At 53.7% G+C, this 12,767-nt stretch carries 10 protein-coding genes and 1 pseudogene; 4 read left to right on the top strand and 7 right to left on the bottom strand.

The window, feature by feature from the left end:
• Positions 1–579: 579 nt before the first annotated feature.
• From RBB80_RS00410 to RBB80_RS00385, 6 genes and pseudogenes are all read right to left on the bottom strand, one after another.
• Complete coding sequence (locus RBB80_RS00410; RefSeq protein ID WP_433966417.1) at positions 580–972, bottom strand: hypothetical protein; 393 nt, start codon at positions 970–972, stop codon at positions 580–582.
• A gap of 1,072 nt (positions 973–2,044) precedes the next feature.
• Entirely contained in the window at positions 2,045–3,238 is a 1,194-nt protein-coding gene (locus RBB80_RS00405; RefSeq protein WP_433966416.1) for an alpha-L-fucosidase, read from the bottom strand.
• Between the two features lie 345 nt (positions 3,239–3,583).
• Positions 3,584–3,859, bottom strand: a complete 276-nt coding sequence (locus RBB80_RS00400; RefSeq protein ID WP_433966415.1) for a hypothetical protein — start codon at positions 3,857–3,859, stop codon at positions 3,584–3,586.
• Entirely contained in the window at positions 3,850–4,680 is an 831-nt protein-coding gene (locus tag RBB80_RS00395; RefSeq protein ID WP_433966414.1) for a Gfo/Idh/MocA family protein, read from the bottom strand. The genes RBB80_RS00400 and RBB80_RS00395 overlap by 10 nt, the downstream gene beginning before the upstream one ends.
• 115 nt (positions 4,681–4,795) lie before the next feature.
• Positions 4,796–5,826, bottom strand: a pseudogene (gene fucP, locus RBB80_RS00390) (L-fucose:H+ symporter permease).
• A gap of 143 nt (positions 5,827–5,969) precedes the next feature.
• The gene (locus RBB80_RS00385; protein ID WP_433966413.1) at positions 5,970–7,031 is read right to left on the bottom strand and encodes an amidohydrolase family protein; all 1,062 of its coding nucleotides are present in this window, start codon (positions 7,029–7,031) and stop codon (positions 5,970–5,972) included.
• On the opposite strand from RBB80_RS00385, the gene RBB80_RS00380 reads away from it, so the two are divergent.
• The 4 genes from RBB80_RS00380 to RBB80_RS00365 are packed head-to-tail and all read left to right on the top strand — an operon-like array spanning position 7,030 to position 10,826.
• On the top strand, positions 7,030–7,878 hold the full coding sequence (locus RBB80_RS00380) for a fumarylacetoacetate hydrolase family protein (protein ID WP_433966412.1): 849 nt from the start codon (positions 7,030–7,032) through the stop codon (positions 7,876–7,878). The genes RBB80_RS00385 and RBB80_RS00380 overlap by 2 nt on opposite strands.
• Positions 7,879–7,905: 27 nt before the next feature.
• Complete coding sequence (locus RBB80_RS00375; protein ID WP_433966411.1) at positions 7,906–8,655, top strand: SDR family NAD(P)-dependent oxidoreductase; 750 nt, start codon at positions 7,906–7,908, stop codon at positions 8,653–8,655.
• On the top strand, positions 8,652–9,977 hold the full coding sequence (locus RBB80_RS00370; protein ID WP_433966410.1) for an enolase C-terminal domain-like protein: 1,326 nt from the start codon (positions 8,652–8,654) through the stop codon (positions 9,975–9,977). The genes RBB80_RS00375 and RBB80_RS00370 overlap by 4 nt, the downstream gene beginning before the upstream one ends.
• A gap of 48 nt (positions 9,978–10,025) precedes the next feature.
• Entirely contained in the window at positions 10,026–10,826 is an 801-nt protein-coding gene (locus RBB80_RS00365) for an IclR family transcriptional regulator (RefSeq protein WP_433966409.1), read from the top strand.
• A 378-nt stretch (positions 10,827–11,204) separates the two neighbouring features.
• Here RBB80_RS00365 and RBB80_RS00360 read toward each other — a convergent pair whose 3' ends face one another.
• Positions 11,205–12,482 (bottom strand): sodium:solute symporter family transporter, encoded by a 1,278-nt coding sequence (locus RBB80_RS00360; protein ID WP_433966408.1) that lies wholly within the window; start codon positions 12,480–12,482, stop codon positions 11,205–11,207.
• Positions 12,483–12,767 lie beyond the last annotated feature (285 nt).

Here is a 12,767-nt window from a genome sequence, read left to right as displayed (position 1 = left end):
GCCGTGAGTTCAATTGGCGAGTGGATCCGGTCAACATAGAAGGTGGCTATAGCAAAGCCAACACACAATACACCGCAGCGCATCGGTGCTGAAATGAATCGGTTGCCTTGATTAGCTGTGCGGGTGGATAATCGCCATCTATTTTGCATCCAGGAGGATGCTTTGGCTCAGCGCCTTGATGCCCTCGACTGCGTTCGCAGACGCATGGATTCAGGTCGATCGAACCGAAAACCCACGCTTCTTTGTGAACCTTCTGGATGCTATCCTTGCGTACCTAAGTAGCATTATTGTGTGTGTGCTGAGATCTCCGGAAAACAGAACATTCAATCATAATGTTGCGTTTTCAGAGTGAGTAAGGGAATTGATTGCACTAGCAGCCGGCCGCGCCGCATAATCTTGCCATCTAATTCGAAGTCTCGGTCGCTAAATCCAGCGGTCCGCTGTGACATGGCAACTCCGGCCGGAGCAACAGGCAGTAAGGTGCGGTTTGTCCGTCACCCGGGAAGATCTGTTCCATTTTCCCATATGCCGACTAATGAGATGGTCCGCCGCGTGATTCCTGAGCGCAAGCAGGGGATTTTAGAGGCAGCTTCTTAGAAGGAGGATCATCGACATGCAGATACGCGCATCAAGCGAGAAGAGATATTCGCGCACGATGGAGCCGAGAGCGGGAGAATGTCGGAAGAGCTTGCTTGCGGCCGCTTGGCTGAGGATGCAGGTGCCGGCGTCCGCATCACGATTCACAAAATCTCGACCGGCGAGCATGGCAATGCTAAGGGTCGAAAAGAAGCTTGAACCAATCTCGTTGAACTGCAGCACCTGTTTGGCCGATTCCGACGACGTTTGCTCGCCCGACTGGTCGTCCGCAGCCGTCCCCCACGGGACGAACGCCGAGAACGTCGAAGGTGTTGCCGTTGGCGATGGCTCCGGGATAAGTGTGGCGGGAGCCACCCTCCTCGAGATCGGTTCCATATTCGCACCAGCCGAAAATTCCGGAGAACGAATGCGAATGATGCTCGAAACAATTCGATGATGGATAAATTCAGCGACTCGTTCTGTGCATTGACGGGAGAGCCGTTGAGTGAGACGCCAATGATCACCAAGCGATCGGGATCGGCCACAGGAAGACTTTGAAGCCACAGGGAGTTCATCAGCGTGAAGATAGCCGTGTTTGCACCGATCCCGAGCGCGAGCGTGAGGACCGAGATGAGCAGAAACCCTTGGGGACTGCCAAAGCAGGCGCGCGGCGTAATGGGTGTCCTGTAAGGATTCTCGACCATGTCCACGACCAATCTTCGGTGATCTGCCCGCGCAGCACGGTGGAATTTCCGAAGGCGCGCATGGCTGCACGCGTGGCCTCTTCGCGGTTCATGCAGGGGCAAAATTCTCGGCGATCTGCTGCTCAAGGTGAAACTCGAGCTCAGCGTTCAGTTGCGAATCCGCTGGTTCGCGCAACTCAAAATATCTGGCGGCCGAAATCGCCTATTCTCTGGTGCTGGATCAGTCTGGGGCACATACGACGACTGCTCGGTTGAAAGACGCTGCCGAGCAGGCGGTCAAGAAGCTGGATCGTGGGGCGTGTTCAGGCTGTTCGATCAGCGGCCTAGCTCTCCATTGACCAGCGAAGAAGGCCGCTGTGAAATCGGTTCCTAGTAAGAAGGCAAGCACCCACCAATCTATACTGGCGAAGACATCCGAAACTAAAGCGTAATTAACAAACGCCCCCATCCAATGTGTAGTGTGCAATGGATGAGCAATCCCACATGGAGCAGTCAGGCTACCCTCCATGATATGCAGGCGCAGGCATTAGCCAATGGGTTCATTGTAGATTCCGAATTCGGTGACGCTCGGCGGTCTACCCGAGACACCTTTGGTTACAAGGCGGACTCTAGATGCTTCGATCATCGGAAACTGAAGGGCTTGAGCGATCTTGGCGGTCTCAGTTTTTGCCAACTCTCTCCACTTCCCCCGACCCAGTATTCTGCTCGGTAGCTGCTAATAGACAGAATTTCCTTGCCGTCCTGCTGGCCCGACGCGATGATTGTCATCGTGTTGAGGCGGATCGGCTGTTTGAAATTGATCTCGACCCATCCGTCGGTTTGTCCCTCGTCGGCCGTCCACGCGGGCGAAAGCTATTGTCATTCGCAAGATCCGGCCCGGACGTATCAGCAATACTGCTCGCATAACTAGGCGCCGCGAATGCGAGATTCGGCGTCGTGATTTGGATGGATTGTTCAACCTGCCGAGTTGAGCCGGGGTTCTTCCAAAGTCTGCCGACTTCTGCGAGACGAGCTACGGCATTCTCGTCGAACCGACCATCTGTGTTCGGCGCAACATTTAGAATCAAATTGCAATGCCGTTCATTAAGTGGGAGGAGCCATTCCTCCACGATCTGCTTCGCTGGACGTAGAGCTTGGTTGGGATAATCCTTCTTCCAAAACCAATCGCTTTGCAGCGTTGTTCCTGACTGAGAAGGGATCACGCTGTCTTGCGGGATCAGTTGCCCTGCATGCTGTTCATATTCCTTAATGTCTGTGTAGTACATCAAAGCTACAGGATAGGTGCCAAAGTTATGGTCTGCGACGAGGCAGTTCGGTTGCAGGCTCTTAATGTGGTCATAAATTGTTCGGAATGGGAGTTGATCGTAATAGATGCGGGACCATGCCGCACTCCACCCATCGATGATCAGAGCCGTAATCTCGCCATAGTGTGTCAGCAGCTCGGTGAGTTGCGCCTTCATAAGATCAATCTTTTCCGCATCAATGTGGTACGGCCGGATATTAGCTCGCAAATCGAGAATCGAATAATAGAGACAGACTTTCAGTCCCTTTTGACGGAAAGAGTCTACGTAGGATCGGACGACGTCGTGCGGATAAGACGAGTCCTTCACGCTAGGGCTTTTTGTGGCGGTTGGCCAGAGACAAAAACCGTCGTGATGTTTTGTGGACAGACATCCGTAGCCCATATTGGCTGATAGTGCAGCTTCGGCCCACTGGTTCGTATGGAGATGGGCGGGATTGAAGATTTTTGGTGAAATCTTCGGATCACCCCATTCGCGCTGCTCGAAGGTCGCCATGTTCAGGTGAATGAACATGCCAAACCGAAGATCAAGAAATTCTTGTTGCAATTGGAGGAGAAGTTTTTGTCCGCTTCCGCAAGCTTCGCTCGCCAATAGAGATTTTCCACTCAAAGCAGTGGCGGCCAGTCCATAGTTAAATCCGCGTCGACTTATCTTCATTCATTTCTCCTTGGGAGTTGAAGCCACCGTTGATCGTGACAAGCTAGCCAGCTGCTGTTGTCGCAAAAACGGAGCAACGACAGTTAATAACTGCAAATCGACTGATCCCTCTATTTGGACTGTTTTCATTGGCAGGATAGGTGCCGCAGGAACGATAAGAGACGATTTTGAGACCGTTGCCTAGGGCCGAATAGCCTACCTGTAATTTGGCTAAGTGACTGTTTTGAAGCTGTGTTAACGCGATGAGCGCCTTAAGAGGCAGTTGAGGTTCCATATCGGTATTTCTACTTCAAAATATCTTTAGCTCCTTTACTTGGAGACAGCGGCAATCGATATAGGTCGGCGTCATTCACCAAGCTGGAGAACCTCTCCTCTTTGCGCGCTGGAGCGGTAGAGCGCTTCCACGAGCGCCATGGTTTGGAAGGCGTCTTCGTAGTGGGTCGGCAGGTTGGAGGTTGAGCCTTCCACGAAGGCCTGGAGAGCTCCCATCGTCCCGATAAAGCCGTCGGGAATGTTAGCTCCTGCAACTGGAAGTGACTGCCAGCAGTCCTCGGTGCATCCCCGCTCGGCAAATTCGGCTGTGTCGGGAATCCCTATGGGGTAGTCCAGATTCAAGCCCATGCTGATGCGAGCCGCACCACGAGTACCTTCCCACTGCACGAAGCTGTGCTGATACTTCTGGCCAAAGTTGTGGTGATGATTACTTGCAACGAAGACCCGCATGTTGCCGCCGTAGTCCAGGATTGCGATGGTCTTGGTCGCGGCCAAGGTAGCCGTGTGAGGGTTTTTACGGTCTTAGCGTAGACACTGTTTGGATTTCCGAGCCAGGAGCGAATCAAGTCGAAGTAGTGAATGCTGTGATACATAATCTCAACTCTCGGGGCGGTGGCGAGGAAGGTCCAGAGGTCCCAGGGCGTATAGGTAGTGGTTTGAACCTGGAGATCATGGAGATCTCCTAGCAAACCTGCCCTTGCCAAGGCTGAGATAGCCAGATTGTTAGGGGAATAACGTAGGGAGAAGTTGACTGAGGCCGTGAGGTTTTTGGTCCGGCAGAGATCGCGAATAATACGCGCCTCTTCAATTGTCTCTCCCATAGGCTTCTGCATCAAGACGGCGGACCCATCAGGAATGTGAGGAAGGATATGCGAGAGTTGCGAGGCAGGTACGGCGATATCGTAGACGACATCGTTGGGAGCGAACTGGACGACGCTGTCGATATTGTCAAAGGTGCGAGCGATGGCGTGACTCTTAGCCAATAAGTCTGCTCGTTCAAGACTCTGATCCATCAAACCGATGACCGAAAACTTGCCCTTTTCGTACGCAGGCAGATGTGCGGACCGAACGATGCCTCCCGCTCCGATGATAACGATAGGGCGCCTTTGTTTGGGCATTGGCGGCAAAGCGTGTGCCTTAATCGCGGAGAGGACTGAGTCCCGGATCATGCGGTAGTCTCCGCGGTGGGGGCCTGTGCTGAGAACGCCGCAATTACGAGGTAGCAGGCGGCGGGGACAAGATATGCAGCAGCCATGCTGTGAGAATATTCGGAGATGAGTCCCATCAGGGGGTCAAGATCGCGCCGCCGAGGATGGCCATGACGATCAGCGATCCGGCGAGATTTGTCTCTTCTCCCATATCGCGAATGCCAATGGCAAAGATGGTGGGATACATGATCGACATAAAGAAGCTTGTCATAAGGATCGCGAATAGGCCATACCAGCCGGAGGCGAAGATTCCAATAGCGAGTAGCAAAACGTTCAGGATGGCATAGGCCCTCATAAGCTTTGCTGGAGCTAGCCATTGCATGATATAGGCCGAGCCGAACCTGCCGATGCCGAAGGCTACAAGAGTTCCAGTCAACAGAAGTCCGGCGGTGCGCTCTGAGACGTGGGTGTACTCCTGGGCGTATGGAATGAAGTAGCTCCATGTACCAACTTGCGCGCCCACGTAGAAAAACTGCGCGGCGATGGCGTAGAGCAGCAGGCGATGACGAAACAATCGTTTCCACGAACCCGATGACGGAGCGGCGGCTTGAATTACTCGCGGGATGCCCGGAAAATGGGTGACAGCAATCAGAGTTGCCCAAGCCAGAGCGGTGACACCAAGCACTAAGTATGGAGTGACGACTCGCTGGGTTTCGTGACGGAGATATGTAACGTACGTGCCGCTACTGAGCATGGATGCTTTTTGCGCTGGTGTCAGCTCGATCCCGGAAAAGATGAAACGTGTCCCGATAAGGACGCCGCTGATTGCACCAATGGGATTGAAAGCCTGTGAGAAATTCAGTCGGCGCTCTGCGCTGGCAGCTGGACCTAGCTGCGCGATGAAGGGATTCGCTGCTGTCTCGAGAAAAGCTAAGCCACTTGCCACGATGAAGAGTGCGCTGAGAAAAAGACATAGCTGCTGGTCATGGCCGCGGGCCAGAAGAGTATACAACCCAGACCGAAACATAGGAGGCCGGTGACAAAGCCTGATTTGTAGCCGTGCCGTTTGATGAGCAATCCAGCAGGCAGGGCTAGAAGAAAGTAGCCGAGATAGAAGGCGGATTGCACCAACCCAGCCTGAAATCGGCTTATGGCGAACGACTTCATGAACTGGCGGATGAGTACGTCGTTCAGATTGTTGGGGACACCCCAGAGAAAGAAGAGGCCCGTCACCAAAATAAAGGGGCGCATGAGACCTTTTGGAAGAAGGGACGTGGTCTCTGCGGCGTGTACGGGGAGAGAAAGAGGCATCAGGTGCTTGCTCCGGAAAGTCCATAGACGCGAGTTGCTGTTCCGCCGAGAATGGCGGCCTGCTCGGAAGGGGAGAGCGACGCTGTCCAGCCTTCGACGATATGCCACCATTGTGAGTAGCTGCTGCCGATGGTGCAGACAGGCCAGTCTGTTCCAATCATCAGACGCTCTGGGCCGAAGCTTTCAAGCACCACATCAAAATACGGCCGTAGCAGCTCCGGTGTCCATGTCGCGGGGTTCGCCTCGGTGACGAGGCCGGATACCTTGCAGGTAACGTTTGGCCTTTGGGCCAGTTCGCGGACATTGCGACTCCAGAGATCGATTTCATGCTGCGCAATGGCCGGTTTGCCCATGTGGTCGAGAACAAAGCTCTGAGCTGGAAACTGATCGACGAACGCAATGCCCTCCGGGAGCTGATCAGCATAGACAAGAAGATCGTAGACAAGGCCGGTCCCTGCGAGATGATGAATTCCTCTCTGGAAGTCAACACCAGTTAGAAACTGAGAAGGCTCGGCCTGAACGATGTGGCGCAAGCCCTTCAGCAGAGGATTTCGCTTCAGATGGTCAAGAATCGCAGGGAAGTCCTTTGCCGCTATCGGCGCCCAACCGATAACACCGAGGATAGGTGCCTCTTGCGCCATTTCGAGGAGCCATTGCGTTTCTTCGAGGCTCTGGCGTGCTTGGACCGCGACGCTTCCATCCACTTTTGCCTCGTTAAGCTGCGACCGAAGCTCCGAAGTCAGGAAGTCGCGGCGGAGGTCTGACATGTCATCCGAGATCCAGTCGTACTCAACCGGGTCGTATCTCCAAAGATGGTGATGACTATCGATACGCAAGGTGATGACTCCGGTTAAGGTGCCAAGTTTCAGCGCCTCGATCTCTGGACTAACTAAGACGCAGGTCAGCATATCATTTACTAGTAAAAATAATTTTCCGCATATAATATTGCGTATTCTGGTCTCTGCTGTATATAACGAGAACGCTGTAGTTTGAAAGCCCTTATCCTGCGAACGGTACTGATGATCTGACGTCAGCGGTCGAATCGAACCAGAGGAGCTCATGAAAGTAGTAACGTTTGCGCAAGAAAACAAGCTGCCTCGGCCCGGTGTGCTTGAGTCCGAAAAAGTGTACGACATCACGGAATATGGCTTCCGCAGCACGCTGGAGTTGATTGAGGGCGGCGCAGATGCACTCAAGGCTATCCGGGGCCTCGCGAGTAGCAAAACGTCATACGCACTTGAGGAGATCCATCTGTTAGCTCCTATCCAACGGCCGCCTCGCATCTTTGCTGTTGGCCTAAACTACCAGGAGCACGCCGCCGAATCGAAGATGACGGTACAGGTGGTCCCGACGGTCTTTATGAAGCTCTCGTCGTCGGTGACAGGACCGGATACCGAGGTAATTCTGCCAAAGAACTCTGCGCAGCCTGATTATGAAGCAGAGCTTGCTCTAGTAATCGGCAAGCCCGGATATCGTATTGCCGCGCGTGACTGGGAACAACATGTATTTGGCTACACGATTGTGAATGACGTCAGCGCGCGCGACGTGCAGCTTGCGACCTCTCAGTGGACGCTGGGAAAGAGCTTTCCTACCTTCACCCCGTTAGGACCTGCAGTGGTTACGCGGGACGAGATTGCCGATCCCCATGCTCTCGATATCCGGCTTGCGATTGACGGGGAGGTGCTCCAGAACTCCAACACCAAGGACCTGATCTTCCGAATTCCTCAGTTAATTGAGCATATCTCTTCGCTCACTCCACTCGAAGCTGGCGACATTATTAGCACAGGAACTCCGCAGGGAGTGGGTCTTGGACGCACTCCGCAGCGCTGGCTGCGCGATAACGAAGAGATAGTAATTGCGATCGCAGGGCTGGGCGAGCTTCGTAATAGGACGCGAGCCGAGGTTTAATCTATCCCCACACGCGGAGGAGGCAACGTGGCAGAAGTATTTGGGCTGAATAAAAAATCAGCGTTGGTGACTGGCGGAGCAAGCGGCATTGGAGCCGCGACCTGCCGTGAACTGGACCGTGCAGGGGCAGAAGTGATTGTTGCAGATCTCAACTTCGAGGCGGCTAAGTCGCTTGCCGGCCAGCTGAAGCAGGGAACAGCACTGCACATCGATGTGACTGATGAGGCCAGCGTGAAAGCCGCTGCTGCCAGCTTGTCGAAGCTCGACATTCTGGTAAACAACGCCGGTATCGGTAACGTGGGAACTGTTGCAGATGTGAGCTACGAGGATTTTGACCGGCTGATGAAAGTGAACGTCTACTCAATCTTTCTGGTAACGCAGGCGATGTTGCCTCTAATTCTGCAAGCTCATGGGAGCATTGTGAATATCGGTTCGGTCGCTGGAATGGTTGGAGTGAAGCAGCGTTTTGCGTACTGCGCCAGCAAGGGAGCGGTGCTGGCAATGACGCGGCAGCTTGCAGTGGATTACCCGAAGGAACTGCGGGTGAATGCTGTCGCTCCGGGAACTGTGCAGACACCATTCGTCGAAGGTTATCTGGAGAAGTATCACGCACACGAAAAAGAGAAGGTTCGCGAGCAGCTCGTGTCTCGCCAACCGATTGGCCGCCTAGGCACTCCTGAGGATGTGGCGTCTCTGGTGCGCTATCTTTGTTCGGAAGAAGCAGGGTTTATCAACGGTGCCGTTGTTGCAATCGATGGAGGGTGGACAGCAGCATGAACGTTAGCGATCCTCGTATCACTCAGGTACACACTATTGATCTTCGGTTTCCCACATCGAAGTACAGCATCGGCTCCGATGCTGTAAACAAAGATCCAGACTACTCTGCTGCGTATTGCATTCTGGAGACGGACAGCGATCTTCGTGGACATGGCCTCACGTTCACGCTTGGCCGAGGAACAGAACTGTGCGTCATGGCTATCGAATATCTTTCGCGCTTCGTCGTTGGCCGTCGTCTGAGCGAGATTACGGAGAACTTCGCGGCCTTTTCGCGTCAACTGCTCGAAGATAGCCAGTTCCGTTGGCTCGGACCAGAGAAGGGCGTCATTCATCTGGCTGCTGCTGCCGTGATCAATGCGGTTTGGGATCTTTATTCCAAGGTGGAAGGGAAGCCCCTTTGGCTACTGTTAGCCGATATGACGCCGGCGCAGATCGTGTCTGCGATTGACTTCCGTTATATCGACGATGCTCTTTCGCGAGATGAGGCACTCGAGATTCTTTGCGCTGCGAAGCAGACAATGCCGGATCGTTTGAAGGTGCTCCGCTCAGACGGCTATCAGGCATATACAACCTCCGTGGGATGGTTCGGGTTTAGTGATGAGAAGATTCGTCGGCTTGCACAGGAAGCACTGGCTGACGGATGGACATACTTCAAACTGAAAGTCGGAGGAGATCCAGAAGACGATCTTCGGCGTGGCCGCATTGTGCGAGAGACGATCGGTTGGGAGACCCGGCTAATGATCGATGCGAATCAGAAGTGGGGAGTGGAAGAGTCCATCGTACGCATTCGTGCGTTGCAGGAGCTTCAACCGTGGTGGATGGAGGAACCGACCAGTCCGGACGATATTCTTGGGCACGCGCGGATTCGCCGTGAGACAAAACCCACACGCATTGCGACTGGGGAGCATTGTCACAACAAGGTGATGTTCAAACAGTTGATGCAAGCGCAGGCGATTGACGTATGTCAGATCGATAGCTGCCGCGTGGCGGGCGTGAATGAGAACCTAGCGATCATTCTGATGGCCAAGAAATTTGGCATTCCCGTGTGTCCACATGCGGGAGGTGTTGGGCTCTGCGAATATGTGCAGCACCTCTCAGCGTTCGACTTTCTGTATGTTTCAGGAACGATGCAGGAGCGGGTCATTGAATTTGTCGACCACTTGCACGAGCATTTTGTGACCCCCGTCGATGTAAGGCGGGGACGATACTATATGCCGGAGACACCAGGCTATAGCATCGAGATCAAACCTGACTCGCTGCAGACCTATGCGTTTCCGCATGGAACCTATTGGTCAGAAGAGCTGGCTGGCCACTTGGCATAGATTGCAAAAAGAGTCTGCTATTCTGAGTGCGTTCTCGAACCTTCCCATATGGCATCTGGAAAAATCGCGAAGACTGCGTCTAAACCATCCAAGAATACTTATGCTACGCCAGCTCTGGAAAAGGGCCTGGATGTCATTGAACTGCTCGCTCACCAGCCGAGTGGCCTAAGCAAAAGCGACATTTCACGCCATCTCAATCGCACCGTGTCTGAAATATTCCGCATGTTGGTGTGCCTCGAAAAGCGAGGATACATCGCACAGAGCGATGGCGATCGCTATGCGCTCACGTTAAAACTTTTCTCGCTGGTGCAAGAACATCCACCGACGGAGCGATTAATCACCGAGGCTCTGCCGGTGATCCATCGTGTCACGCAACAAATGAATCAATCGTGTCACATGGGCATTATTGAAGGTGCCCAGGTTACGATTCTTGCGCAGGCTAATGCACCGACGCCAGTGGGGTTTTACGTCAAGCTCGGCTCGACGGTGGACTTGATGGAGGCTGCGTCTGGTTACGTCATTCTTTCCCACCTTAGAGAAGATGATCTTGAACGCACTCTGACCGAATGGAAGAGCATCACTGGTAAGAAGGTTCCCGAAGATCTCAAGAAACATCTTTCCCGCATTCGCCGGCAAGGGCATGAGACCCAACCCAGTTACTTGGTTCGCGGTGTTGTTAATATCAGCTGCCCGATCTTCGATGAGCGTGCCTCGGCAATCGGAGCTCTGACAGTTCCTTACATTCAATACAACGAGTCGAAGGTAGGGCTTCCGGAGGCAAGTAAGATTCTGAAGCAGGCTTGCCTGGAGATTACTTATGCTATCGGCGGGAAACCTCCGGCGACTTGAAGACTGCGAAACGATGCGCTTGGCGAGGGCGCTCACCGCAGGCACGTCTTTAGCGGAGAAGCCAGTTGAGTCCGAGCAAAAGGACCATAAGGATGGTCGCGAGTACCCACGTGGACCGATACACCCGGTGATCTGACTGCAACTTTGACCACCGCGTAGAACCATCTCCAGATCCGCAATCCGACGGTACAAAGACGCTGACGCACACTGCGACGAGGCAGGTCGTCAGGAAGGCGTATATGGCGGAATGAAAGCTGGCGCTCATCATCGTTCCATAGCGCAGAACGCCTGAGACAGAAAGGATCAGGTGCAATATCGAGGCGCTCATTCCAGCAAAGAAGCCGGCGAAAGCGCCGCGGGTTGTAATGCGGGGAGAGACTATGCCAATAAAAAAATCGCCCAGAGCGGCGTGCCGAAGATGGTAAAGATCAGCTGCACCTGCTCCATGATGGAACTGAAGTAGAACGTGATGGAGGAATCGAATACTGCGAGAGTTGCAGCAAAAACAATTGCGCACCGGCTGACGAACAGGTAGTGCTCTTCGCGACGGCCCGGACGTAGTCGCGTGCGATAGATGTCCTCTGTCCATATGGAAGCGAATGCCGCCACATTAGCTGCGACCCCTGACAGGAGGCTGGCGGCAAGAGCGGTACATCCGATGCTCAGCATAACGGGACCGTATGCGCTTTGCATGAGCAGCGGGATAGCCTGCTCGTATCGTGCCGTGGTGCCCAGTTGAGTAAAGAGACGGGCTGCAACTAGTCCCGGACAAACGACGAGCAGGGCAAAGAAGAGCTTCGCAAACCCGCTCCACAGAGGAACCTGTTGTGCGGCCAACTCCGTCCGGGTAGTGAAAGCCCGTTGCATCAACACGAAATCGGTACACCAGTATCCGAACCCTAGGACAAACCCCAATCCCACTATCAGCCCAAGAACATCAAATGGACTCGTCACAGACGCCGTCGGCAGACCCATCCATAGGTGGCCAAGTACGAGGTGATTCGTTCTGGTATTGGCCAGCAGGTACCGAACACTTAGAGAGCCGATGGGGACAAGCCCGAGAAGCACAACGGTCAGCTGCAGTATTTCGTTGTAGATAGTCGCGCGGAGTCCGCCTAAAAGGATATAAGCCAGCACGACAGTAGCAGTGGTGGAGGCTCCGGTTACGAAGCTCCAGCCGGCGGCCACCTCGAGAAATTGGGCGACAGCGAAAAGCGACACGCCAGCGAGCAGGAGCAGGGAACTGGCGACAACGCAAGCATTCAGGAGGCGCATCTGCGGCCCGTAGCGCATCTCCAGGAGCTGCGGCATGCTCCGGATTAATAGGGTACGGTAAAGTGGCAAAAATCGGAGTGCCGAAAACAGGATTGCTGGGATAGCCCCAATCAGATAGAAGTGAAACGCTACTACCCCGTACTGCGCTGCTACGGCGCTTAGCGCTATGACCTCGAATGCTCCACAGTTAGCTGCGACATAAGAGAGCACAACAATACCCGAAGGCAGGGATCGAGTCGCGTTGAGATAAGAGTTCGCCGCTCGAAATCTGCGCCTCGCGGCCCATCCGATTAGAAGCGATGCTATGAGATATCCGGGCAGTAGTACTTCCAGGATGGTTCGAGCTCTCCGTATGTTTGGAGCATCTATTAACTGGAGCATGGACGCAATATCGATCAACCCCCGGCACGCTGACCTCAACATTGCTTCACACCTCGAGCGCCAATCTGCTTCCGGCGAAGGATAGCAGAAGCCTTAGGGGCGAAGTTGAAGATGTGGAGCTGCAAGAGGTTAGTGTAATTTCACCTGTGCGTTTAAGTTTTCATTGACAAACAAGATGGAAATTCTGTATTTTTCTCGTCGAAATGTAACCGGATTCATTTTGTAATCTAAAGATGTCTATTCATGCAATTCAAACGTCTCGAGAGGCTATCAACGCCTCAGTGA

It is taken from the genome of Tunturiibacter gelidiferens (genome assembly GCF_051013345.1).
GTDB lineage: Bacteria > Acidobacteriota > Terriglobia > Terriglobales > Acidobacteriaceae > Edaphobacter > Edaphobacter gelidiferens_A.
This window is presented reverse-complemented; position numbering and strand designations above follow the sequence as displayed.